A 24,975-nucleotide genomic window follows, 5' to 3' on the forward strand; every position below is an offset into this window, starting at 1 on the left:
TAGTGTTTCGGTGGTCATAGCGTTAGGGAAACGCCCGGTTACATTCCGAACCCGGAAGCTAAGCCTTTCAGCGCCGATGGTACTGCAGGGGGGACCCTGTGGGAGAGTAGGACACCGCCGAACAAATTTTCAGAGAGCCTCAGTTCCCGTGCCGAGCACGGGAACTGAGGCTTTTTGCGTTTTCATCATCCGTCGTTCACCCGCCGCTTGACCGCCGATCGTCGGGCCTCGGGAGCCTGGCCAGCATCGACGACTGGAGGTGCGGCGTGAAGCCGAGCGGCAGCGTGGTCGAAGGATCGTTGGTCACCGTGTTCGAGAAGGAGTTCGCGGACCTCGTGGGCGGACGGCACTGCGTTGCCGTCCAGGAGGGGCACACCGCCCTCCGCCTGTCCCTCGTCGCGCTCGGCGTGGTGCCGGGCGACGAGGTGATCGTGCCCTCGTACGGTCCCGCGGCGGCGGTGGAGGCCGTTCGGCTGGCCGGTGCCACCCCGGTCTTCGCGGACATCGACGCGCACACCTTCTGCCTGGACCCGGATGCCGTGGCAGCCGCGATCAGTTGGCGCACCGTCGCGATCGTCGCCGGGCACCGGTTCGGGCACCCGGCACCCATGCGTCGGCTGGCCGAGTTGGCGCGGGCCCATGGACTGGCCCTGGTGGAGGACGCGTCGGAGGCATGCGGGGCCGGGCTGGACCGTGAACCGGTCGGTACCTTCGGCGTTCTGGCGGCGTTCAGCCTGGCCGTCGTCACCGAGGACCCACGACTCGCCCGCAGGGTCAGGGAGTTGCGTACGCCGGAGGTGCGGCTCACCGACGAGTCCGCGGTCGCCGGGCGAGGAGAGCTGGAGCGGCTGGCCGGGTTCGCCGCGCGGCGCCGGGCCAACGCCCGTGTCTTCGACTCGGCGTTGAAGGGCGTACACATACCGCACGTGGCGGCGGGCGCCCGGCATGTCTACCACCGGTATGTGGTGCGGGTGCCGGGGAACGGCCGACCGGACCGGGACGCGTTCGCCAGGGCGCTGGCAACTCGTGGCGTCGACGCGGGAATTCCGGTGCCCACCCCGCTGCACCGCATTCCGGCCTTTCGTATGCCGGTGGATTTGCCGCACACCGAACGTGCGGCGGCCGAGACGCTGTCGCTGCCGGTGCATCCGCTCCTCACCGAGCGCGAGGTGGAGCGGATCGTCTCGGCCTGCAACGCACTCGGCGGGCTGCTTTAGCCCGCGGCCGGCCGTCAATTTTGGTCGACGGGAGCGATGGGCTACGATCTTCCCTGTCGGCGCGCCCCAATAGCTCAGTCGGCAGAGCGTCTCCATGGTAAGGAGAAGGTCTACGGTTCGATTCCGTATTGGGGCTCAGATGACGAAGGCCCCGCCTGGTGGAAATCAGGCGGGGCCTTCGTGCATTTCGCTTCGGGACCGCGGGAGTTCACTGGAGTTCGGGAACCCGCATCGCCAGGATCGCCATGTCGTCCGAGGGTGCGTCCGCGGCGAACCGTTCGACCGCCCGCTGCACCCGTGCCGCCACGGCGCCCGCGGTGAGGCCGGTGCTCTGCGCGAGGACCTCGGCGAGCCCGTCGTCGCCCAGCATCCTGCTGCCCTCACGGCGTTCGGTGACGCCGTCGGTCACGCACAGCAGCACGTCGCCGGGCTCCAGTTGCACGGTCTGCTCGATGAGCTCCAGGTCCTCCAACACGCCCAGCAGCGGCTGCGGTTCGGCCGCCGGTTCGACGGTGCCGTCCTGCCGTAGCCGCAGCGGCAGCGGATGGCCGGCGCAGACCACCTTGAGCAGTGCGCTGCCGTCCTCCTGCGGCCACAACTCCCCGTAGAGCAGGGTCAGGAAGCGGCTGCGGGCGCCCTCGTCGAGGATCGCGGCGTTGAGCCGCTCCAGTACCGCCGGGCCGCCGAAGCCCTCCCTGGCGAGCAGGCGCAGCGCGTGTCGGGCGAGGCCGGTGACCGCCGCGGCCTCCGGGCCGGTACCGCACACGTCGCCGATGGCGAAGCCCCAGCAGCCCTCGCGGATCGGGAACAGGTCGTAGAAGTCGCCGCCGACCTCGTTGCCCTCGCCCGCGGCCTGGTAGATCACCTCGACCTCGACGCCGGGGATCTGCGGCAGTTCCGGCGGCAGCAGGCTGCGTTGCAGCGACTGGCTGATTGCGGTGCGCTCCGAGTACAACCGCGCGTTGTCCAGGGCGAGCGCGGCCCGGCGGGAGAGGTCCTCGGCGAGTTCGAGGATCTCCTGGCGGAAGCGCTCGTCGGAGGGCTTGCCGAGGGTGAGCATGCCGATCACGCGGTTGCGGGCGACCAGCGGGAGTACGACCGTCTCGCCGCCGACCGCCGAGGCGGTGGCGTGCGCACCGGTGCCGGTCGCCGGACGGCCGGCCTCGGCCAGACCGAGGCTGCGCAGCGAGGCGCGCAGCGCGGTGGAGTGGGCGGCGTCGGAGGGCGCGGTCCACACCCGGGCGCCGGGGGTCGGGTCGGGGGAGGGCGGGGCGATGCGGGACAGCAGTGCCTTCAGGCCGTCGATGCGGTCCTCGTCCTCGTGCAGTACGAAGGCCAGCTCCGGCTCCGACTGCTCGGCGATGGTGTAGACGGCGCACCAACTGGCCAGGGTTGGGACGGTCATCTGGGCCATCAGGGCCAGTGTCTGGTCCCGCTCCAGCGTTCCGGCCAGCAGGTCGGAGGCCTCGACGAGGAACGACAGCGAGCCGCGGCGCAGCCGTTCCAGCTCGGTGAGCCGGGCGCTCTCCACGGCCAGTGCGATCCGGTCGGCGGCGAACTGCAGGCGCAGCGCCTCCTCGTTGCTGTAGCGGCCGGGGGATTCGGCGGCGACGCCGAGGGAGCCGGTCAGCCGCCCCTCCACCTTCAGCGGCACGGTGACCACCGAGCGCATCCCGGTGCCGGCCAGCAGCGGTACGGCGCCCGGCGCGGCGATGAGGTCCTCGTGCACGGCGGGCATGCGTGCGCTGCCGTAGCGGCCGGTGCCCGCCTCGACGGGCACCCGGGCGAACCGCTGGCGGGCCGCGGGCAGACCGGTGGAGGCGCGCACCTCCAGCTCGGTCTCGTCGTCGGTGGCGAGCAGCAGGTAGGCGGCGTCACCGTCGAGCATGTCCCGGGCCCGTTCCACGGTGCGCTGGAGCAGGCTGTCGAGGTCGTCGGGGGCGGGGGAGCCGATGAAGACCTCGAAGGGGTCGGTGGTGGTCTTGCTGCGGTCGGCCTTTGCCGGGTCCTGCGCCGAGCCGCGCAGCGGGCCGCCCTGGAGAACAGCGCGCTCGTGGTCGCGTACCAGCAGGCAGACCGTGGACGGCTCGCCGGAGGAGTCGCGCACCCGCAGATGCGAGCCGTACACCGGCTGGACCTTGCCGTCGGCGCCGCGCAGCCCGTACGAGCCCTCCCAGCGGGAGAGCCGCAGCGCCTCGGCGAGGCCGAAGCCGGTGCCGGGGGTCTGCGGCCAGGCGGTGAGGTCGCCGAGCGCCTTGCCGACGACCTGCTGCGGTGAGTGCCCGAACAGTGACTGCGCGTCCTCGTTCCAGCCGCTGATGATGCCGTCGCGGTCGACCTGGATGACGGCGACCCGGACCTGGGAGTCCGTCAACGGCAGCGAGGTGAGCGGCAGGGCGGGGCCCGCGGCGCGGGTACCGGCCGGGCGTTCGGGCAGGTCGAGCTGGAACCACACCTGCTTGTGGGTCGGGGCGTACTCCACGCCCCAGCGGGAGGCCAGCGCGGAGCACAGGATGAGGCCGCGGCCGCCCTCGCGGTCGGGGTGGCTGACGCGGTCCCCCTCGTGCAGCGGGACCTCGCGTTCGGGGTAGTGGTCGGCGACCTCGATGCGCACCGACGCCGGGTAGCGCAGGCAGAGCACGTCGGCGGCGGTGCCCGCGTGCACCACGGCGTTGGTGACCAGTTCGCTGGTGAGCACGACGGCGTCGTCGACCACGTCGCTGAAGCCCCAGCCCTGCAGGGTGTCGCGGACGAAGGCACGTGCGGTGGCGACCGAGCGTCCGACCGGCTCGAAGGTGGCGGCTGCACGCGCGGTGATCAATTGGCTCCTCATGTGTCGTGGGTCACCCGGGTCGTGGCTGCTTCGTTGCTCTCCCACATGGCGAAGCCGGGTCTCGGGAGCGTTGGTCGCGGCCGGACCACGCCCCGGTTCGGCGCTCTGCTCGCGCATGTCGCGGCACCCCTCCGCTGCCCAGGTGTACGCCCGGCTCTTGGCGGGCAACCGGATGCCAGGTTACTTACCCACCTGGGGCGCGCGTGCGCCGGTTGCGGGTGTTTTCCATCGTGATCCATCGGGATCGCTCTGTGGCAACCACACCGGGGTCTGGTATGCCATGCTGCCGAACCGTTATGGCCAAGGCCGACCATGGTGAAACACTGGGAGGGCCTTGGGCAGGGGCAAGGGCCAGGGCAAGTCGACGTTCGACCCTCCGGGAGGGACACGGTGGAGTCTGGTGCATCGCCGCGTGGCGGCGCCACGCGGACGAAGGGCGCGCGGTCCCGCGCCAACGGGACCGTCGAGGTCGACTCAGCCGCTCTGCACAGGATGCTGTCCGCGCTGGTGGCCATGCGGGACGGGAACTTCCGCAAACGACTGACGGTCTCCGGTGACGGTGTGATGGCCGAGATCGCCGCGGTCTTCAACGAGGTCGCGGACCGTAACCAGCACCTCACAGGGGAGCTGGCGCGGGTCCGGCGGGTCGTCGGCCGGGAGGGCAAGCTCACCGAGCGCCTGGAGGTCGGCGCCTGCGAGGGAGCCTGGGCCGCGGCGATCGACGCGTCGAACGCGCTGGTGGACGATCTGGTGCGGCCGGTGTCCGAGGTCGGCCGGGTGCTGTCGGCGGTCGCCGAGGGCGACCTGGAGCAGCGCATGGACCTGCGTTCGCAGGGTCCCGACGGCTCGGCGCATCCGCTGCGCGGGGAGTTCCTGAAGGTGGGCCGTACCGTCAACGGCCTGGTGGACCAGTTGTCGGCGTTCACCGACGAGGTGACGCGGGTGGCAAGTGAGGTGGGCACCGAGGGCAAGCTGGGCGGGCAGGCCCGGGTGCGCGGCATGTCGGGTTCGTGGAAGGACCTGACGGACTCGGTCAACACCATGGCGTCCCGGCTGACCGCGCAGGTGCGGGACATCGCGCTGGTCACCACGGCGGTGGCCAAGGGCGATCTGTCGCGCAAGGTCACCGTCCATGTGGCGGGCGAGATGCTGGAGTTGAAGAACACCGTCAACACGATGGTGGACCAGCTCTCGTCGTTCGCCTCCGAGGTGACCCGGGTGGCCCGGGAGGTGGGCACCGAGGGGGAACTCGGCGGCCAGGCCCAGGTGCCCGGGGTCGCCGGTGTGTGGAAGGACCTGACGGACTCGGTCAACACCATGGCCGGGAACCTGACCGCGCAGGTGCGGGACATCGCGCAGGTGACCACCGCGGTGGCCAACGGTGACCTCTCGCAGAAGATCACCATCGCGGCGCGCGGTGAGGTGGCCCAGCTCGCCGAGACGATCAACGGCATGACCGAGACGCTGCGCACCTTCGCCGACGAGGTGACCCGGGTCGCCTACGAGGTCGGAGCCGAAGGCCAGTTGGGCGGTCAGGCGCAGGTGCCGGGTGCGGCGGGTACGTGGAAGGACCTGACGGACTCCGTCAACACGGCGTTCCGCAACCTGACCGCGCAGGTGCGGGACATCGCGCAGGTGACGACCGCGGTGGCCAACGGTGACCTGTCGCAGAAGGTGACGGTCGATGTCTCCGGCGAGATGCTGGAGTTGAAGAACACCGTCAACACCATGGTCGACCAGCTCTCGTCGTTCGGCTCCGAAGTGACCCGGGTGGCACGGGAGATCGGCGTCGAGGGCGAACTCGGCGGTCAGGCGCAGGTACCCGGCGCGGCCGGTACGTGGAAGGACCTGACGGACTCCGTCAACACGGCGTTCCGCAACCTCACCGGCCAGGTGCGCAACATCGCCCAGGTGACGACCGCGGTGGCCAACGGTGACCTGTCGCAGAAGGTGACGGTCGATGTCTCCGGCGAGATGCTCCAGTTGAAGAACACCGTCAACACGATGGTGGACCAACTGTCGTCGTTCGCCGCCCAGGTGACACGGATGGCGCGTGACGTGGGTACCGAGGGCCGGCTGGGCGGTCAGGCGGAGGTGCCGGGTGTCTCGGGCACCTGGAAGGACCTGACCGACTCCGTCAACTTCATGGCGGGCAACCTGACCTCACAGGTGCGGCAGATCGCCCAGGTGACGACGGCGGTGGCGCGTGGTGACCTGTCGCAGAAGATCGAGGTCGACGCGCGCGGCGAGATCCTGGAGCTGAAGAACACCATCAACACGATGGTCGACCAGCTCTCCGCCTTCGCCGACCAGGTCACCCGGGTGGCCCGTGAGGTGGGTACCGAGGGCCGGCTGGGCGGCCAGGCGCAGGTGCCCGGGGTCGCCGGTGTGTGGCGTGACCTGACGGACTCCGTGAACGGCATGGCGTCCAACCTGACCGACCAGGTCCGCAACATCGCGCAGGTCGCCACGGCGGTGGCGCGTGGTGACCTGTCGCAGAAGATCGACGTGGACGCCCGGGGCGAGATCCTGGAGCTGAAGAACACCCTGAACACGATGGTCGACCAGCTCTCCGCCTTCGCCGAGCAGGTCACCCGGGTGGCGCGCGAAGTGGGTACCGAGGGCATCCTGGGCGGCCAGGCCGATGTGAAGGGCGTGTCGGGCACCTGGAAGGACCTGACGCAGTCCGTGAACGGCATGGCGTCGAACCTGACCGACCAGGTCCGCAGCATCGCCGAGGTGACGACGGCGGTCGCGCAGGGCGACCTGTCGAAGAAGATCACGGTGGACGCCAAGGGCGAGATCCTCGAACTGGTCACCACCGTGAACACCATGGTGGACCAGCTGTCGGCGTTCGGTGACGAGGTGACCCGGGTGGCCCGTGAGGTGGGCACCGAGGGCCGGCTGGGCGGTCAGGCGCGGGTGCGTGATGTGTCCGGCATCTGGAAGGACCTCACCGAGAACGTCAACATCATGGCGAACAACCTGACCTCGCAGGTGCGCAGTATCGCCGCGGTCTCCACCGCGGTCGCCAACGGCGACCTGACGAAGAAGGTCACCGTGGAGGCGCGCGGTGAGGTCGCGCAGCTCGCCGAGACCATCAACACGATGGTGGACACGCTGTCCGCGTTCGGTGACGAGGTCACGCGGGTGGCCCGTGAGGTGGGCACCGAGGGCGAGTTGGGCGGCCAGGCCCGGGTGCCGGGTGTGTCGGGTACCTGGAAGGACCTCACCGAGTCGGTGAACTCGATGGCGTCCAACCTCACCAACCAGGTGCGCAACATCGCGATGGTGACCACGGCGGTGGCCCGCGGCGACCTGTCCAAGAAGATCGACGTGGACGCGCGTGGCGAGATCCTGGAGCTGAAGACCACCATCAACACCATGGTCGGCCAGCTGTCGGCGTTCGGTGACGAGGTGACCCGGGTGGCCCGCGAGGTGGGTACCGAGGGCCGGCTGGGCGGTCAGGCCCGGGTGCCGGGAGTCTCCGGCATCTGGAAGGACCTTACGGACTCCGTGAACCTGATGGCCAACAACCTGACCAACCAGGTCCGCAACATCGCCGAGGTGGCGACCGCGGTGACCCGCGGCGACCTCAACCTGCGGATCGACGTGGACGCGGCGGGCGAGATCCTGGAACTCCAGGACAACATCAACACGATGATCGTCAAGCTCCGCGAGACCACGTTGGCCAACAAGGAGCAGGACTGGCTCAAGGGCAACCTGGCCCGCATCTCCGGCCTGATGCAGGGCCGTCGCGACCTGGTGGACGTGGCGGCACTGATCATGAGCGAGCTGACGCCGGTGGTCTCCGCCCAGCACGGCGCGTTCTTCCTGGCCCAGGAGATCGGGGAGAACGGCGAGCGCGGCGAGATCGGCGGTGCCGAGGGCGCGGCGTACGAGCTGCGGCTGATCGGCAGCTACGGCTACTCGCGGCGGACCATGCCGACCTCGTTCCTGCCGGGCGAGTCGCTGATCGGCCAGGCGGCGGTGGAGCGGCGCACGATCCTGGTGGAGAACGTGCCGCCGGGCTACCTGAAGATCGCCTCGGGGCTCGGTGAGGCGCCGCCCGCCCATGTGATCGTGCTGCCGCTGCTGTTCGAGGACCGGGTCCTCGGGGTGATCGAGCTGGCCTCCTTCCAGCCGCTCACCCAGATCCAGAAGGACTTCCTCAGCCAGATCGCCGAGATGATCGCGACCAGCGTCAACACCATCTCGGTCAACACCAAGACCGAGGGCCTGCTGGAGCAGTCCCAGGAGCTGACCGCGCAACTGCGGGAGCGCTCGGCCGAGTTGGAGAACCGGCAGAAGGCGCTGCAGGCCTCCAACGCCGAACTGGAGGAGAAGGCCGAGCTGCTGGCCCAGCAGAACCGCGACATCGAGGTGAAGAACACCGAGATCGAGGAGGCCCGGCAGGTGCTGGAGGAGCGGGCCGAGCAGCTCGCCGTCTCGATGCGCTACAAGTCGGAGTTCCTCGCCAACATGTCGCACGAGCTGCGCACCCCGCTCAACTCGCTGCTGATCCTGGCCAAGTTGCTGGCCGACAACGCCGACGGCAACCTGTCGCCCAAGCAGGTGGAGTTCTCCGAGACCATTCACGGCGCGGGCTCCGACCTGTTGCAGCTGATCAACGACATCCTCGACCTGTCGAAGGTCGAGGCGGGCAAGATGGACGTCAGCCCGACCCGGATCGCCCTGGTCCAGTTGGTCGACTACGTGGAGGCCACCTTCCGGCCGCTGACCGCGGAGAAGGGCCTGGACTTCTCGGTGCGGGTCTCGCCGGAACTGCCGATGACCCTGCACACCGACGAGCAGCGGCTGTTGCAGGTGCTGCGCAACCTGCTGTCCAACGCGGTGAAGTTCACCGACGCGGGCGCGGTGGAGCTGGTCATCCGCCCGGCGGGCAAGGAGATCCCGGTCGCCATCCGCGAGCAGATGCTGGAGTCCGGTTCGCTGCGCGACCCCGACCAGGAGCTGATCGCGTTCTCGGTCACCGACACCGGCATCGGCATCGCGGCCAGCAAGATGCGGGTCATCTTCGAGGCGTTCAAGCAGGCCGACGGCACTACCAGCCGCAAGTACGGCGGCACCGGCCTGGGGCTGTCCATCAGCCGGGAGATCGCCCGGCTGCTCGGCGGTGAGATCCACGCGGACAGCGAGCCGGGCCGCGGCTCGACGTTCACCCTCTACCTGCCGCTGAGCACCGGGGAGACGCCCGCCAGGGAGAAGCCGGCCGCGGACGGCGCCGCGGCGGCCGAGGAGCCGCCCGCCGCCGTGGCGCCCGAGGAGTCCGGCCACGCCCCCTACGGCCGGGGCGGCGGGCTGTCGCGGCTGCGCCGCCGGGCGCTGCCGGCCGCGGAGCGGCGGGCCGGGCCGCAGCTCGGGGAGGACTCCTGGGTGGACAGCGGCCAGCAGGAGGGCCCGCGGCGTGCGGAACGCGGCACGCGGGGCGGCTTCAACGGGCAGAAGGTGCTGATCGTCGACGACGACATCCGCAATGTCTTCGCGCTCACCAGCGTGTTGGAACAGCACGGGCTGGTGGTGCTGTACGCGGAGAACGGCCGGGAGGGCATCGAGGTGCTGGAGCAGCACGACGATGTCGCCGTCGTCCTGATGGACATCATGATGCCGGAGATGGACGGCTACGCCACGACTTCGGCGATTCGCCGGATGCCGCAGTTCGCCGGGCTGCCCATCATCGCGCTGACCGCGAAGGCGATGAAGGGCGACCGGGAGAAGAGCATCGAGTCCGGAGCGTCCGACTACGTCACCAAGCCGGTGGACACCGACCACCTGCTGTCGGTCATGGAGCAGTGGATGCGGGCGCGTTGAGACGGGCGGAGGCGAACGCGGCCGGGTGAGAGCCGGATGAGAACGCGTCATCGCACAACAAGGCGTGCCCGAAGGGGTGTGAGAGTGCGGTATGCAGGGAACCTTCTGGTCCCCCGCCACGTTTCTGCTACGTGCACAGTGACATGGCGGTGACAGGGTGTGGCGAGCGACGGGGTGCGGCTACCATGACCGGCACAAGGACGGGCGGCGTACAGGAGTCGTCCCTGGGGGCGGCGCCCGGTGCTTCCCCGAGCTCTGCGAGCAGGGGAGGCCCCATGCCGGGCCGAGGAGGACGGGCTATGGTGCAGAAGGCCAAGATCCTCCTGGTCGATGACCGGCCGGAGAATCTGCTGGCGCTGGAGGCCATCCTCTCCGCGCTCGATCAGACACTGGTTCGGGCATCGTCCGGGGAGGAGGCGCTCAAAGCGCTGCTCACGGACGACTTCGCGGTGATCCTGCTCGATGTGCAGATGCCGGGTATGGACGGGTTCGAGACCGCCGCGCACATCAAGCGCCGGGAACGCACCCGGGACATCCCGATCATCTTCCTGACCGCCATCAACCACGGTCCGCACCACACCTTCCGCGGCTATGCGGCGGGCGCGGTCGACTACATCTCCAAGCCGTTCGACCCGTGGGTGCTCAGGGCGAAGGTGTCGGTCTTCGTCGAGCTGTACATGAAGAACTGCCAACTGCGTGAGCAGGCCGCCCTGCTGCGCCTGCAGCTGGAACAGGGCGGCCACTCCGGGGGCGACGGCGGCAAGGAGCCGGTGGGCCTGATCGCCGAACTGTCGGCGCGGCTCGCGGCGGTGGAGGAGCAGGCGGAGGCGCTGTCCAAGCAGTTGGACGACTCGGCCGACGCCGCCGCGGTGGCCACCGCGGCGCATCTGGAGCGCAAGCTGACCGGTCTGCGGCGGGCGTTGGACGCGCTGGAGCCGGGCGCCGACCCGGGCCCGTCGGCGGCGCCCCCGCAGGGATGACCTGTTGACGCCGCGTCACCCTTGCTACATCTGGGCTGCGACACGAACGGGCGTATGTCACGCCTCGTACCGGCCCCTGGGGCAACGGCGGTAACCTCGGCACCATGGCCTCACGTACGTCCGGCAAGGGTTCGAGCAGCTCCGCGGCTCCCGCCAAACGCACCGGGCGCACGTCGGGCGCCGCGGGCGGTGCCGCCGGTGCTCCCCGGAAGAAGGCACCGGCGAAGAAGGCCGCCGCGAAGCCGCGTCCGGCCGCCAAGAAGGCTTCCGCCAGGAAGCCGGCGCCCAAGGCCGCGCCGAAGCCCGCGCCGAGTCCCACGCATCCGGTACTGCGGCTGGTGCGGGCCCTGTGGCTGGGCCTCGCGCACAGTGTGGGCGCGGTGTTCCGCGGTGTGGGCCGGGGCGCCCGCGGGCTGGACCCGGCGCACCGCAAGGACGGCCTGGCGCTGCTGCTGCTCGGCCTCGCGCTGGTGATCGCGGCCGGTACCTGGTCCAACCTCAGCGGGCCGGTCGGCGATCTGATCGACATGCTGGTGACCGGTGCGTTCGGCAGGCTGGACCTGCTGGTGCCGATACTGCTGGCGATCGTCGCCATCCGGCTGATGCGCTATCCGGAACGCCCGGAGGCCAACGGGCGCATCGTCATCGGCCTGTCCGCGCTGATCGTCGGCGTCCTCGGGCTGATCCACATCGGCTGTGGCGCGCCCGGGCGCGGGCAGGGCGCGCAGGCGCTGCGCGACGCGGGCGGCATGATCGGCTGGGCCGCCGCCGAGCCGCTGCTGTTCACCGTCGGCTCGGCGCTCGCCGTGCCGCTGCTGGTGCTGCTGTCGGTGTTCGGGCTGCTGGTGGTCACCGCCACACCGGTCAACGCCATCCCGCAGCGGCTCAGACACCTCGGCACCCGGCTCGGGCTGTACGACGCGGGCGACGAGGGGTACGACGACGAGCCGTACGACGACGCCGGGTACACAGACCCGGACGACCAGCCGCGCCCCCGCCGCTCCCGTAGCCGTGGCTCCGCCGCTCGCGACGCGGTGGACGCCGCGGCGGCGGAGGCCGAGGAGCTGGGCCGCCGCAGGCCGCGGCGCGGCCAGGGCGCGCCGGTGGACTTCAGCAAGCGGGAAACGGCGCGAAGCGCACCCGACCCGGTGGACGTCGCGGCCGCCGCGGCCGCCGCGCTGGACGGCGCCGTGCTGCACGGGGTGCACCCGTCTCCGGTGGTCGCGGACATCACCAGCCGGATCTCGATGGTCAAGAGCGGGCAGGGCTCCGCGGTCCCGGCCGCGCGCGCCGAGGAGACCGCGTCCCCGGCCGACGCGGTGCCGGACCTGACGAAGAAGCCCGCGCCCCCGGCCGCCGACTCGCTGCCGCCGCGGGCCGAGCAGCTCCAGCTCTCCGGCGACATCACCTACTCGCTGCCCTCCCTCGACCTGTTGGAGCGCGGCGGTCCCGGCCGGACCCGCAGCGCCGCCAACGACGCGGTGGTCGCGGCGCTGTCCGGTGTGTTCTCCGAGTTCAAGGTCGACGCCTCGGTCACCGGGTTCACCCGGGGCCCGACGGTCACCCGCTACGAGGTCGCGCTCGGCCCGGCCGTCAAGGTCGAGCGGATCACCGCGCTCACCAAGAACATCGCGTACGCGGTGGCCAGTCCGGACGTACGGATCATAAGTCCCATTCCGGGCAAGTCGGCTGTGGGTATCGAAATCCCCAACTCCGACCGGGAGATGGTCAACCTCGGCGATGTGCTGCGCTCCGCGGACGCCTCGGGCGAGGAGCACCCGATGACGGTCGGCCTGGGCAAGGACGTCGAGGGCGGCTATGTGATGGCCAACCTCGCCAAGATGCCGCACGTCCTCGTCGCCGGTGCCACCGGTTCCGGCAAGTCCTCCTGCATCAACTGCCTGATCACCTCGATCATGGCCCGGGCCACTCCGGACGAGGTGCGGATGGTGCTGGTCGACCCCAAGCGCGTCGAACTGACCGCGTACGAGGGCATCCCGCACCTGATCACCCCGATCATCACCAACCCGAAGAAGGCCGCCGAAGCGCTGCAGTGGGTGGTCCGCGAGATGGACCTGCGCTACGACGACCTCGCGGCGTACGGTTTCCGCCATATCGACGACTTCAACGCGGCGGTGCGGTCCGGCAAGGCGAAGCCGCCCGAGGGCAGCGAACGCGAACTGTCGCCGTACCCCTACCTGTTGGTGATCGTGGACGAGCTGGCGGACCTGATGATGGTGGCGCCGCGCGACGTCGAGGACTCGATCGTGCGCATCACCCAGCTCGCCCGCGCCGCCGGAATCCACCTGGTGCTCGCCACCCAGCGGCCGAGCGTCGACGTGGTCACCGGCCTGATCAAGGCCAACGTGCCCTCCCGGCTGGCCTTCGCCACCTCCTCGCTCGCCGACAGCCGGGTCATCCTCGACCAGCCGGGCGCCGAGAAGCTGATCGGCAAGGGCGACGGGCTGTTCCTGCCGATGGGCGCCAACAAGCCGATCCGGTTGCAGGGCGCGTTCGTCACCGAGGACGAGGTCTCCGCGGTGGTGGCGCACTGCAAGTCCCAGCTCGCACCGGTCTTCCGGGAGGACGTCACCGGACCCAGCGGTCCGCGCAAGGAGATCGACGAGGAGATCGGCGACGACCTCGACCTGTTGCTGCAGGCCGCGGAGCTGGTGGTGTCCACCCAGTTCGGCTCGACTTCGATGCTTCAGCGAAAGCTGCGCGTGGGCTTCGCGAAAGCGGGCAGACTCATGGATCTGATGGAGTCGCGGAACATCGTCGGACCCAGCGAGGGCTCCAAGGCGCGCGACGTCCTCGTCAAGCCTGACGAACTCGACGGGGTGCTCGCGGTGATCCGCGGCGACACACAGGGCTAGCCGTGGCCGTACGGTTCGCCCAGAGCGGTGACACGGGCAACCGTAAGCGCCGCTCGTACGTCAAACGGAGGCAGGGGGCGGGCAGATGGCCGACGGCCGACGGCGGTACGACCAAGGCCGCAGGCCGGCGGACTTCCGTTGGCCGACAAAGTCATCTCGTCCGCTTGCCTGATGCTCGCCGACCGCCCCTAAACTGAATTTCCAGCAGGTGGCTACACGCTCGAAAGGCGCCCCCGTGTCCATCGGCAACTCACCTTCCGACGCAGCTTCCGAGGCACCCCTGTCCATCGGCCGCGCCCTGCACCGGGCACGTCTCGACGCCGGTCTGACCGTGGAGGAGATCAGCGCGGCCACCCGGGTAAGGGCGCCCATCGTGCACGCGATCGAACAGGACGACTTCTCCCGCTGCGGCGGCGACGTCTACGCCCGCGGCCATATCCGCACGCTCGCGCGGGCGGTGGGCCTCGATCCGGCGCCGCTGATCGACAGCTACGACGGCGAGCACGGCGGCAAGCCCAGCCCCACCCAGGTGGCACCGGTCTACGAGGCGGAGAGGATCCGTCCGGATCCGCGCCGTCCCAACTGGACCGCGGCCATGGTCGCGGCGATCGTGATCGTGGTCGGCTTCGTCGGCTTCACGATGTTCAGCGGCGCGCGCAGCGGCACCGAGTCGGTGGCCGGGAACGCCACCCAGCCCAGCCCCAGCCACCCGGCGACCCATCCACCCGCCAGCAAGACCCCCGAGCCCAGCCGCAGCGCCATCGCCGCCGCCCCGGGCGACAAGGTCACCGTCAAGCTCACCGCCGACGGCGGCAAGAGCTGGATCACCGCGACCGCCAACGACGGGCACTCGCTGTTCGAAGGGCTACTCGACCAGGGCCAGTCCAAGATCTTCACCGACGACAAGAAGATCTCCCTGGTGCTCGGCAACGCCGGAGCGGTCAAGATGTTCGTCAACGGCAAGGACCTCGGCACAGCGGGCAACGACGGCCAGTTGGTCCGCACCGACTTCACCCCGGGCAACCCGCAGGCCGGATAGCCGCGACCAGGGGGCGCCGCCCGCCGCCCCGCGGCCGCGGGCGGCGCGCCCAGCGGCTCGCTCACGGGCAGGGTCGCCGGAGAAGTCCCGGTCAGGGACAAAGTAGGCTGAGCCCATGCCCGAACCCCGTACCGTCGCTCTCGTCACTCTCGGCTGCGCGCGCAATGAGGTGGACTCCGAGGAGCTCGCCGGCCGTCTGGCGGCGGACGGCTGGCAGCTCGTGGAGGATGCCGCCGAAGCCGATGTCGCCGTGGTCAACACCTGCGGCTTCGTCGACGCCGCCAAGAAGGACTCGGTCGACGCCCTGCTGGAGGCCAACGACCTCAAGGGCGAGGCCCGTACCAAGGCGGTCGTCGCCGTCGGATGCATGGCCGAGCGGTACGGCAAGGAACTCGCCGAAGCGCTGCCCGAGGCCGACGGTGTGCTGGGCTTCGACGACTACGCGGACATCTCCGGCCGCCTCCAGACCATCCTCTCCGGCGGCGTCCACGCCCCGCACACCCCGCGCGACCGGCGCAAGCTGCTGCCGATCAGCCCGGTGGAGCGGCAGGACAACGCCGTGGCGCTGCCCGGCCACGGCCAGGTGCCCGACGACCTGCCGGAGGGCGTCGCGCCCGCGTCAGGGCCGCGGGCGCCGCTGCGCCGCCGACTGGACTCCAGCCCGGTCGCCTCGGTGAAGCTCGCCTCGGGGTGCGACCGGCGGTGCGCCTTCTGCGCCATCCCGTCCTTCCGGGGCTCGTTCATCTCCCGCCGCCCCTCCGACGTCCTCGGCGAGACCCGCTGGCTGGCCGAGCAGGGCGTCAAGGAGGTCATGCTGGTCAGCGAGAACAACACCTCCTACGGCAAGGACCTCGGCGACATCCGGCTGCTGGAGACACTGCTGCCGGAGCTCGCGGCGGTCGACGGGATCGAGCGGATCCGGGTCAGCTACCTCCAGCCCGCCGAGATGCGGCCGACGCTGATCGACGTGCTGACCTCGACGCCCAAGGTGGCGCCCTACTTCGACCTGTCCTTCCAGCACTCGGCGCCCGGAGTGCTGCGCGCGATGCGCCGGTTCGGCGACACCGAGCGCTTCCTGCAGCTGCTGGAGACGGTGCGTGCCAAGGCGCCGCAGGCCGGTGTGCGATCCAACTTCATCGTCGGCTTCCCCGGCGAGAGCGAGGCCGACCTGGCGGAGCTGGAACGCTTCCTCAGCGAGGCGCGGCTGGACGCCATCGGCGTGTTCGGCTACTCCGACGAGGAGGGCACCGAGGCCGCCGGATACGACGGCAAGCTGGCCGAGGACGTGGTCGCCGAGCGGCTGGCCCAAGTCTCCCGGCTGGCCGAGGAACTCACCGCGCAGCGCGCCGAGGAGCGGCTGGGCGAGACCGTCGAGGTGCTGGTGGAGTCGCTGGAGGAGGGCGAGGCCGTCGGCCGCGGACTGCACCAGGCACCGGAGACCGACGGCCAGGTGGTGCTCACCTCCAGCGCGGGGGTGGCGGTCGGCGACATCGTGGCCGCCAAGGTGGTGGACACCGAGGGCGTGGACCTGGTGGCCGAGCCGCTCACCGGCGGCCCGAGCGGTACGGAGGAGGCGGGCAGATGACCGGTGTACCGGCGTCCGCGGCGGGCGGTCACCGGCCCGCGGCGGCTCCCGACCATCTCGGGGACCCGGTGGACCGGCCAGGCCTGTGGAACATCGCCAACATCCTGACCATGGTGCGGCTGCTGCTCGTACCGGGGTTCGTGCTGCTGCTGGTCCACGCGGGCGGTCACGACCCGGCGTGGCGCTCGTTCGCGTGGGCGGCCTTCGCCGTCGCCATGATCACCGACCTGTTCGACGGTGAACTGGCCCGCCGCTACAACCTGGTCACCGACTTCGGCAAGATCGCCGACCCGATAGCGGACAAGGCGATCATGGGCGCCGCGCTGGTCGGGCTGTCCGCGCTCGGCGACCTGCCGTGGGCGGTCACCGCGGTGATCCTGTTCCGCGAGATCGGCATCACGCTGATGCGGTTCTGGGTCATCAAGCACGGGGTGATCCCGGCCAGCCGCGGCGGCAAGTTGAAGACCCTCACCCAGGGCATCGCGGTGGGTATGTACGTCCTGGCGCTGACCGGGCCGCTGGCCACGCTGCGGGCCTGGGTGATGGCGGTGGCGGTGGTGCTGACCGTGGTGACCGGCCTGGACTACGTGCGGCAGGCGGTGGTGCTGCGCCGCGCCGGACTGGCCGCCCAGCGGGCCGCCGAACGCGACGCGGGGCCGGACGGCGCGGCATGACCGCCGCCGAGGCGCTGGCGCTGCTGGAGCGGCAGGGCGCGACGCTGGCCGTCGCCGAGTCGTTGACCGGGGGCCTGGTGGCCGCGGAGGTCACCGCGGTACCGGGCGCCTCGCGCACCTTCCGCGGCTCGGTCACCGCGTACGCCACCGACGTCAAACGGGACGTGCTCGGGGTGGACGGCGCGCTGCTGGCGGCGCGCGGCGCGGTGGACCCGAAGGTCGCCGCCGAGATGGCGGAGGGCGTGCGGCGCCTCCTGGGCGCCACCTGGGGGCTGGCCACCACCGGGGTCGCCGGTCCCGACCCCCAGGACGACAAGGACGTGGGCACGGTCCACGTGGCCGTCGCCGGTCCCTCGGGGACGTCGGTCGGTTCGCCCCGGCTGACGGGCGACCGCGCGGCCATCCGCGCCGCGACCGTCACCGCGGTGCTGGAACTGCTGATGGAGGCGGTGCGGGGCGGGCGGAAGGCCGACCGAGTGAACGCGAGGGCACAGGATACGGAACGCCACGGGGGAATTTGATGTTTGCAGCCCTTAGTGAACACGTCATCGCTCCCCGCACGGCCGCTGCCGGAGGCGGTACGGTGGGGCGAGAAGCTTACGGATCCGCGGTCCGAGGAGGGAGCCACCGATGATTCTGCTCCGTCGCCTGCTGGGTGACGTGCTGCGTCGGCAGCGCCAGCGTCAGGGCCGCACTCTGCGCGAGGTCTCGGCATCGGCCAGAGTCTCGTTGGGCTACCTGTCAGAGGTAGAGCGCGGCCAGAAGGAAGCTTCCTCCGAACTGCTCTCCGCGATCTGCGACGCCCTGGACGTGCGGATGTCCGAGGTCATGCGCGAGGTCAGCGATGAGCTGTCGCTCGCCGAGCTGGCTCAGTCGGCGACCACGGAGGTTGCGGCCGTGCCGGTGCGGTCGATGTTGGAGACGGTCACTCATGTGCCAGGCACTCGTGTGACGATCAAGCCACCGCAGGCGGAGGCCGTGGATGTGGTCGCGGCCTGATCGTTTGCGTCGGTGAAAGCTGGTGGGCCACAACGGCCCTGGGGCCGGGCTGTCTGACAGCCTGGCCCTTTCGCATGTTTCACCGAGCCTGAGTGGGCAGGCGCCCGGGTGGACGAAACGGACCCAAGTCCCCCAGTGGCGAGGAGGCAACACCATGGCTGTTGTGAAGACCGCTCTGTCCGACGAGGCCCGCAAGGTGGCCGCGGACGCGCTCCAGGGCGCGCTGGTCGACCTGGTGGACCTCTCCCTGGTGGCCAAGCAGGTTCACTGGAACATCGTCGGGCCGCGCTTCCGCCCGGTGCACCTCCAGCTGGACGAGGTCGTCAGCACGGCACGGACCTACTCCGACACGGTCGCCGAAAGGGCCGCCACGATCGGGGTGCCGCCGGACGGCAGGGCCGAGACGGTCGCCAAGACCAGCGCCATCGCCACCATGAAGGACGGCTGGATCAACGACAAGGACGCCGTGGACACCATGATCGCGGCGTTGGCCAGCGTCATCACGCGGATGCGTGAGCGCATCAAGGCCACCGAGGAGCCCGACCTGGTCACGCAGGACATCTTCCTGGGGCTGACCGCGGCGCTGGAGAAGCACTACTGGATGTTCCAGGCCGAGAACGCCAAGGTGTGAGTGGTCGCTTACCGTAGTTGGTGGACACTGTGCGTGCTCTGGCGGTGCTCCTATCGAGTGAAGACCGCTCCGCTCGTCGTACCAGAGGGCTAATGATCACCCGCACGGGGCATCGCACCCTGTACGGGAGCCCTCTGGGCTCCTTGTCGCAGCCTCGGGGATTCGGAGGCGGCCATGGACGCTCGATGGGCAGCGGATGCACCCCAGGAGGAACACAGTGGTGCTGTCTGGCGCCGCGTGCGGCTGATCGCGGTCGGCGCGTTCGCTCTGCTGTGGTGCTGGGCAGTGCTGCGGGTGGCGGTGCACCCCGCGCAGACCGGCCCGGTTGAGCAGGGGTTCGCGGTGAGCGGCTGGACGCTGGGGCTGCTGCCGGTGCACGTCACGCCATGGCGCGGCGCCCGCTGCGGGCGGCGCGCCACGCCCGCGTCCACGCCGGGTGAGACGGGGCGCGCGGAAGCGCGTGGCGGCGCGGGGTGCGCGCCCGCGCCGCCGTTGCCGACGCCGCGAAGGCCGGGGGCGTACACGCCGGTTGGCGCGACGGCGATATCCGCGGTTGGCACGAAACCGCGAACCCGGCGCCCCGTTAAGGGGCGTTGACGCTGACCGGCCTCAAATCGCCGGTGGCGCCGGGCCCTTCTGGCAACTCGGGCACCAGTAGGTGACGCGGGCCTCGTCGGACGGTCCCTGGTCGGCCCTGCGTACCGCGGTGCCGCAGCGTAGACACGGCTGGTGCTCGCGGTTGTACACCCAGTGGGTGCGTCCGCGCCGGGGGTTGCCCGTGGTGATATGGCCGTGGCGGGCCTTGTTGGCCTCCAGGAGCTTGTGCGCCAGGGCCACCATCCGCTCCGCGGAAGCGAGTTCACCGACTGGGGTCCAGGGCGTGACGCCGCGCAGGAAACACAGCTCCGACTTGTAGACGTTGCCGATTCCGGCGAGATTGCGCTGGTCCAGCAGTGCTTCGCCGACGGGGCGGCCGGGATCGGACAGCAGTCGGCGCAACGCCTCGGCCGGGTCCCAGTCCGGGCCGAGCAGATCGGGGCCGAGATGGCCCACGGCGCGGTCCTCCTCGGCGGTGCGCAGCAACTCCAGCACCGGCAGCCGGTAGCCGACGGCCACCGACTCGGCGGTGGCCAGCACCGCCCGGATCTGGTGGTGCGGACCGCCGCGCCACCGCTCACCGGCGGCGTAGACCTGCCAGGAGCCGTCCATCCGCAGATGCGAGTGGAGCGTCCAGCCGCCCTCAAAGCGGGTCAGCAGGTGCTTGCCGCGTGACAGCACCTCCTCGATCCGCCGCCCGGAGAAGTCCGTCGTCGCCAGTTTGGGCACGCGCAGGTCGCAGCGGACCACCGCGCGGCCCGCCAGTGCCTCCCGCAGTCGGCGCGCCGTCAGCCAGACGGTGTCTCCTTCGGGCATACCCCCATCATGCCGTGACGCCCCGGTCATGCCGTGACGGACGGCGGCGCCCGCCGGCCGTCAGCCGTGGTCGGCGAGGTCGGACGACGGCCGCAGCCGCAGGCCGCGCGGGGTGGGGTGGAAACCGGCGGCCTCCAGGGCGCGGCCCAGCGGCGAGACCAGCGCCGGCTCGCCGTTGGCGCGCTCCACCGTCAGCCTGCCCAGCGCGTCGTCCCGCACCGCGTCGGCCAGCGCCCGCACCGCCGCCCGCAGCCGAGGGCTGTCCGCACCCGAGTCACCGTCCCACGCCAGCAGCGTCTTGCCGCCGCGCTCCACGTACAGCGTCAGCTCCCCGTCGACCAGCACCACCAGGGCGCCCGCCTTGCGGCCCGGCTTGTGGCCTGGGCGCCCCTCGGTGCCGGACGGCGGATCGGGCCAGGGCAGCGCTGCGCCGTACGCGTTCGCCGGGTCCGCGGCGGCCAGTACGACGGCGCGCGGCGCCGCCGGCTGCGGCTGCTCGCGCTCGCGGGCGGTGTGCACGGCGCGTAGCCGGTCCACCGCGCCGTCCATGGCGAACTGGGCCGCGCCCAGGCCCTCCACCACATAGCCGCGACGGGTCTGCCCGCTCTCCTCGAACGCCGACAGCACGCGGTACACCGCGGAGAAGCCGCCCTCGACCCCTTCGGCCGCGACCGCGCCCCGGGTCACCACACCGTGCCGGTCCAGCAGGGTGTGCGCCAGCGCGTGTGCCCGTACGGTCGGGTCGGTCTCGGCCTGCGGTACCAGCGACCACCGCCCGGCGGTGGTCGGGGGGCCGGTGCGCGACGCCGTGGGCCGGGGCATCGAGGATCCGTACCGGCCGCGCGGGGTGGCCCTGGGCGCCCGGTGCGCCGTGGAGCCCGCCGTACGGCCCGAGCCGAGCAGCGCGCGCAGCGGGGCGAGCGTGTCGTTGGTCAGCCGCCCCGACCAGGCCAACTCCCACAACGCGTCGGCCAGTTGCGGATCGGTCGCCTCCGGCATGGTGGCCCTGACCTGTTCGGCTATCTGCCGGAAGAACAGGCCGTAGCCGCCGGACAGGGCGCCGAGGACCGCGCGGTGCAGCGGTGTCAGCTCCAGCGGCAGCGGGGCGGGGAGCAGCACAGGGGCGGTGTCGGCCAGATGGAGGGTGACCCAGCCGTCCTTGCCGGGCAGTGCCCCGGCGCCGGACCAGATCACATCGCCGGAAGCGGTGAGCTGGTCGAGCATCGCCGGGGTGTAGTCCGCGATCCGCGACGGCAGCACCAGCTTCTCCAGAGCGGAGGCGGGCACGGCGCAGCCCTGCAACTGCTCGACGGCGCGCAGCAGTCCGTCGAGCCCGCGCAGCGCCCGTGTGCCCACCTGCTGCCACTGGGGGAGGAACGCGGCCAGCGCGCCTGGCGGCACCGGCTCCAACTCGTGCCGTAGCGCCGCCAGTGACCGGCGGCGCAGCCTGCGCAGCACTCCCGCGTCGCACCACTCGTGGCCCAGGCCCTCGGGCCGGAACTCCCCCTGCACGACATGGCCGTTGGCGGCCAGCCGGTGCAGTGTGGTCTCGGCCACCGCGGCGCCGATGCCGAAGCGTGCCGCCGCGTCGGCGGCGGTGAACGGGCCGTGGGAGCGCGCGTACCGGGCGAGCAGATCGCCCAGCGGGTCCTTGACCGGCTCGGTGAACGCCTCCGGCACGCCCACCGGCAGCGCCGTGCCGAGCGCGTCCCGCAGCCGCCCGGCATCCTCGACGGCCGCCCAGTGCTCGGCGCCGCCGATCCGGACCCGGATCGCCCGCCGGGCGGCCTCCAGCTCCAGCGGCCAGCCCGGCTCCGCGCCGCGCTCGGTCAACTCCCCGCCGGTGAGCGGGCCGAGTACCCGCAGCAGATCGGCGACGCCCTCGACGTCCTTGGCCCGCCGGTCCTCGGTCAGCCACTGCAGCTCGCGCTCCAGCTCCGCCATGACGTCGGCGTCCAGCAGCTCGCGCAGCTCCGCCTGGCCGAGCAGTTCGGCCAGCAGCCGGGAGTCCAACGACAGGGCGGCGGCGCGCCGTTCGGCCAGCGGGGAGTCGCCCTCGTACAGGAACTGCGCCACATAGCCGAACAGCAGCGAGCGGGCGAACGGGGACGGCTCGGGGGTGGTCACCTCGACCAGCCGGACCGCCCGCCCCTCGATGTCGCCCATCAGCTCCACCAGGCCCGGCACGTCGAACACGTCCTGGAGGCACTCGCGGACCGCTTCCAGGACGATCGGGAACGAGCCGAACTCGGATGCCACCGAAAGGAGTTGGGCGGCCCGCTGGCGCTGCTGCCACAGCGGTGTCCGCTTGCCCGGATTGCGGCGGGGCAGCAGCAGGGCTCGGGCCGCGCACTCGCGGAACCGGGACGCGAACAGCGCGGAGCCGCCGACCTGCTCGGTGACGATCTGCTCGATCTCCCCCTTGTCGAAGACCACGTCGGCCGCCCCCACCGGGCTCTGCTCCGTGTCGTACTCCGCACCCGTCTTCAGCGGATCGACGTCCAGCAGGTCGAGGCCGAGCAGGTCGGCGTCGGGCAGCCGCAGCACGATGCCGTCGTCGGCGTGCATCACCTGGGCGTCGAACCCGTACCGCTCGGCGAGCCGGGCGCCGAGGGCGAGCGCCCACGGGGCGTGTACCTGGGCGCCGAACGGGGAGTGCACCACGACCCGCCAGTCGCCCAGCTCGTCACGGAACCGCTCCACCACGATGGTCCGGTCGTCCGGGACATGACCGCACGCCCGGCGCTGCTCGTCCAGATAGGCCAGGACGTTGTCCGCCGCCCAGGTGTCGAGCCCGGCGGAGGCGAGCCGGGCCCGCGCCTCCTGCGGGTTCTGGCCGCCGATCTCGCGGAGGAACGCGCCCAGGGCACGGCCGAGTTCGAGCGGCCTGCCGAGCTGGTCGCCCTTCCAGAACGGCAGCCTGCCGGGCACCCCGGGGGCGGGGGAGACCAGTACGCGGTCGCGGGTGATGTCCTCGATCCGCCATGAGGTGGTGCCCAGGGTGAACACATCGCCGACCCTGGACTCGTAGACCATCTCCTCGTCCAGCTCACCGACCCGGCCGCCGCCCTTCTTCGGGTCGGCGCCCGCGAGGAAGACCCCGAACAGGCCGCGGTCCGGGATGGTGCCGCCCGAGGTCACCGCCAGCCGCTGCGCACCGGGCCGCCCGCTGACCGTGCCCGCCACCCGGTCCCACACCACACGCGGGCGCAACTCGGCGAACGCGTCCGAGGGGTAGCGGCCGGCGAGCATGTCCAGCACGGCGGTGTACGCGGACTCCGGCAACGCGGCGAACGGCGCGGCGCGCCGCACCAGCGCCAGCAGCTCCTCCACGTCCCAGGTGTCCATCGCCGTCATCGCGACCAACTGCTGCGCCAGCACGTCCAGCGGGTTGGCGGGGATGCGCAGCGCCTCGATGCCGCCCTGCCGCATCCGCTCGGTGACCACGGCGGACTGCACCAGGTCGCCGCGGTACTTGGGGAAGACCACACCGGTGGAGACGGCACCCACCTGGTGTCCGGCCCGGCCCACCCGCTGTAGCCCGGAGGCCACCGACGGCGGCGACTCGACCTGTACCACCAGATCCACCGCGCCCATGTCGATGCCCAGCTCAAGGCTGGAGGTGGCGACCACGGCGGGCAGCCGCCCGGCCTTCAAGTCCTCCTCGACCAGTGCCCGTTGCTCCTTGGAGACCGAACCGTGGTGGGCCCGGGCCAGCACCGGCGGCGCACCCTTGGCGGCCCCGGAGCCGCCCATCAGCTGGGCGGGGGAGTGGTCCTCGGGCAGCGCCGGGCCGTACCCGTCGGGCGCGGCGGCCATGGCCCGCTCATGGGCGATCTCGTTGAGCCGGTTGCACAACCGCTCTGCGAGCCGACGGGAGTTGGCGAACACGATCGTGGAGCGGTGGGACTGCACCAGATCGGCGATCCGCTCCTCGACATGCGGCCAGATCGACGGCCGCTCGCCGCCGTCCGCGCCACCGGCGTCGGACACCGGGGAGCCGCCCAGCTCCCCCAGGTCCTCCACCGGGACCACGACCGACAGGTCGAACTCCTTCTGCGAGCGGGGCTGGACGATCGTCACCTTGCGCCGCGGGGACAGGAAGCGGGCCACCTCGTCCACCGGCCGCACCGTCGCGGACAGGCCGATCCGCCGGGCGGGCCGGTCCAGCAACTCGTCGAGGCGCTCCAGTGACAGCGCCAGATGCGCGCCGCGCTTGGTCCCGGCGACCGCGTGCACCTCGTCCAGGACCACCGTCTCCACACCCCGCAGCGCGTCCCGGGCGCTGGAGGTCAGCATCAGGAACAGCGATTCCGGGGTGGTGATCAGGATGTCCGGCGGCTTGACGGCGATCGAGCGGCGCTCGGCGGCCGGGGTGTCCCCGGAACGGATGCCGACCCGCACGTCCGGCTCCGGCAGCCCGAGCCGCACCGCCTCGTGCCGCAGCCCGGTCAGCGGGCTGCGCAGGTTCCGCTCGACGTCCACGGCGAGCGCCTTGAGCGGGGAGACGTACAGCACCCGGCAGCGGCGCTTGGCCTCGGCCGGGGCGGGAGTGTTCGCCAGCCGGTCCAGGGAGGCCAGGAAGGCGGCGAGCGTCTTCCCGGATCCGGTGGGCGCGACGACCAGCACGTCGGACTCCTGCGCGATGGCCCGCCAGGCCCCAGCCTGCGCGCTCGTCGGCGCGTGGAAGGCTCCCGTGAACCACGCGCGGGTGGCCGGGGCGAAGGATTCCAGGGCCGACGCCGGATTCAGCTCCCACTCCGGATCCGGTGTCTGACGACGCTTGCCGATCGACATGCCATCCATCGTGCCTCGGCCCACTGACAATCGCGCTGACCTGCGGGTTCGGGGGCGCTGGAGGTCAGCGTCCGGCGCGGGCCCGCCCGGCGGGGCCCG

General features: G+C 71.5%; 14 protein-coding genes, 1 tRNA gene and 1 rRNA gene. 13 read left to right on the forward strand and 3 right to left on the reverse strand.

Translation table 11 applies throughout. The features are described from left to right. Nucleotides 1–6: 6 nt before the first annotated feature. From rrf to P3G67_RS24305, 3 genes are all read left to right on the forward strand, one after another. A 5S ribosomal RNA gene (gene rrf, locus P3G67_RS24295) occupies nucleotides 7–123 on the forward strand. A 143-nt stretch (nucleotides 124–266) separates the two neighbouring features. Beyond that, nucleotides 267–1,217, forward strand: coding sequence for a DegT/DnrJ/EryC1/StrS family aminotransferase (locus P3G67_RS24300; protein ID WP_276095380.1), 951 nt, complete (start codon nucleotides 267–269; stop codon nucleotides 1,215–1,217). Between the two features lie 63 nt (nucleotides 1,218–1,280). Then, nucleotides 1,281–1,353 (forward strand) — tRNA-Thr (locus P3G67_RS24305). Between the two features lie 72 nt (nucleotides 1,354–1,425). On the opposite strand, the gene P3G67_RS24310 is transcribed toward P3G67_RS24305, so the two are convergent. Then, nucleotides 1,426–4,038, reverse strand: coding sequence for a SpoIIE family protein phosphatase (locus P3G67_RS24310; protein WP_391858333.1), 2,613 nt, complete (start codon nucleotides 4,036–4,038; stop codon nucleotides 1,426–1,428). A gap of 402 nt (nucleotides 4,039–4,440) precedes the next feature. On the opposite strand from P3G67_RS24310, the gene P3G67_RS24315 reads away from it, so the two are divergent. From P3G67_RS24315 to P3G67_RS24360, 10 genes are all read left to right on the forward strand, one after another. Next, nucleotides 4,441–9,882: a HAMP domain-containing protein gene (locus tag P3G67_RS24315; protein WP_276095382.1), complete on the forward strand. Its 5,442-nt coding sequence runs from the start codon at nucleotides 4,441–4,443 to the stop codon at nucleotides 9,880–9,882. Nucleotides 9,883–10,181: 299 nt separating this feature from the next. Then, on the forward strand, nucleotides 10,182–10,862 hold the full coding sequence (locus P3G67_RS24320; protein WP_276095383.1) for a response regulator: 681 nt from the start codon (nucleotides 10,182–10,184) through the stop codon (nucleotides 10,860–10,862). Nucleotides 10,863–10,966: 104 nt separating this feature from the next. Next, nucleotides 10,967–13,738, forward strand: a complete 2,772-nt coding sequence (locus P3G67_RS24325; protein ID WP_276095384.1) for a DNA translocase FtsK — start codon at nucleotides 10,967–10,969, stop codon at nucleotides 13,736–13,738. A 235-nt stretch (nucleotides 13,739–13,973) separates the two neighbouring features. Further along, nucleotides 13,974–14,777, forward strand: a complete 804-nt coding sequence (locus P3G67_RS24330; protein WP_276095385.1) for a helix-turn-helix domain-containing protein — start codon at nucleotides 13,974–13,976, stop codon at nucleotides 14,775–14,777. Nucleotides 14,778–14,892: 115 nt separating this feature from the next. After that, the gene (rimO, locus tag P3G67_RS24335) at nucleotides 14,893–16,362 is read left to right on the forward strand and encodes a 30S ribosomal protein S12 methylthiotransferase RimO (protein ID WP_276095386.1); all 1,470 of its coding nucleotides are present in this window, start codon (nucleotides 14,893–14,895) and stop codon (nucleotides 16,360–16,362) included. Further along, nucleotides 16,359–17,036 carry a CDP-diacylglycerol--glycerol-3-phosphate 3-phosphatidyltransferase gene (gene pgsA, locus P3G67_RS24340; protein ID WP_269856652.1) on the forward strand — a complete coding sequence of 226 codons (678 nt, stop codon included), beginning with the start codon at nucleotides 16,359–16,361 and terminating at the stop codon, nucleotides 17,034–17,036. Before rimO ends, pgsA begins: the two co-directional genes overlap by 4 nt. Then, on the forward strand, nucleotides 17,033–17,557 hold the full coding sequence (locus P3G67_RS24345; RefSeq protein ID WP_276095387.1) for a CinA family protein: 525 nt from the start codon (nucleotides 17,033–17,035) through the stop codon (nucleotides 17,555–17,557). The genes pgsA and P3G67_RS24345 overlap by 4 nt, the downstream gene beginning before the upstream one ends. 109 nt (nucleotides 17,558–17,666) lie before the next feature. After that, nucleotides 17,667–18,035, forward strand: coding sequence for a helix-turn-helix domain-containing protein (locus P3G67_RS24350; RefSeq protein WP_269856650.1), 369 nt, complete (start codon nucleotides 17,667–17,669; stop codon nucleotides 18,033–18,035). A 154-nt stretch (nucleotides 18,036–18,189) separates the two neighbouring features. Further along, nucleotides 18,190–18,666: a Dps family protein gene (locus P3G67_RS24355; RefSeq protein ID WP_269856649.1), complete on the forward strand. Its 477-nt coding sequence runs from the start codon at nucleotides 18,190–18,192 to the stop codon at nucleotides 18,664–18,666. A gap of 174 nt (nucleotides 18,667–18,840) precedes the next feature. Next, entirely contained in the window at nucleotides 18,841–19,263 is a 423-nt protein-coding gene (locus P3G67_RS24360) for a hypothetical protein (RefSeq protein WP_276095388.1), read from the forward strand. A gap of 12 nt (nucleotides 19,264–19,275) precedes the next feature. Here the strand turns inward: P3G67_RS24360 and P3G67_RS24365 are convergent, their stop codons facing one another. Next, complete coding sequence (locus P3G67_RS24365; RefSeq protein ID WP_276095389.1) at nucleotides 19,276–20,079, reverse strand: Fpg/Nei family DNA glycosylase; 804 nt, start codon at nucleotides 20,077–20,079, stop codon at nucleotides 19,276–19,278. Nucleotides 20,080–20,139: 60 nt separating this feature from the next. After that, the gene (locus tag P3G67_RS24370) at nucleotides 20,140–24,876 is read right to left on the reverse strand and encodes an ATP-dependent helicase (RefSeq protein ID WP_276095390.1); all 4,737 of its coding nucleotides are present in this window, start codon (nucleotides 24,874–24,876) and stop codon (nucleotides 20,140–20,142) included. Between the last annotated feature and the right edge of the window lie 99 nt (nucleotides 24,877–24,975).

The organism is Streptomyces silvisoli, from assembly GCF_029269905.1.
Taxonomy (GTDB): Bacteria; Actinomycetota; Actinomycetes; order Streptomycetales; family Streptomycetaceae; genus Streptantibioticus_A; species Streptantibioticus_A silvisoli_A.

Bases quoted from the DNA above. Each gene is read 5' to 3' on its own strand.
- rimO (WP_276095386.1), top strand. From the start codon at position 14,893: ATGCCCGAACCCCGTACCGTCGCTCTCGTCACTCTCGGCTGCGCGCGC.
- P3G67_RS24360 (WP_276095388.1), top strand. From the start codon at position 18,841: ATGGACGCTCGATGGGCAGCGGATGCACCCCAGGAGGAACACAGTGGT.
- P3G67_RS24325 (WP_276095384.1), top strand. From the start codon at position 10,967: ATGGCCTCACGTACGTCCGGCAAGGGTTCGAGCAGCTCCGCGGCTCCC.
- pgsA (WP_269856652.1), top strand. From the start codon at position 16,359: ATGACCGGTGTACCGGCGTCCGCGGCGGGCGGTCACCGGCCCGCGGCG.
- P3G67_RS24370 (WP_276095390.1), bottom strand. From the start codon at position 24,876: ATGTCGATCGGCAAGCGTCGTCAGACACCGGATCCGGAGTGGGAGCTG.
- P3G67_RS24350 (WP_269856650.1), top strand. From the start codon at position 17,667: ATGATTCTGCTCCGTCGCCTGCTGGGTGACGTGCTGCGTCGGCAGCGC.
- P3G67_RS24355 (WP_269856649.1), top strand. From the start codon at position 18,190: ATGGCTGTTGTGAAGACCGCTCTGTCCGACGAGGCCCGCAAGGTGGCC.
- P3G67_RS24320 (WP_276095383.1), top strand. From the start codon at position 10,182: ATGGTGCAGAAGGCCAAGATCCTCCTGGTCGATGACCGGCCGGAGAAT.
- P3G67_RS24365 (WP_276095389.1), bottom strand. From the start codon at position 20,079: ATGCCCGAAGGAGACACCGTCTGGCTGACGGCGCGCCGACTGCGGGAG.
- P3G67_RS24345 (WP_276095387.1), top strand. From the start codon at position 17,033: ATGACCGCCGCCGAGGCGCTGGCGCTGCTGGAGCGGCAGGGCGCGACG.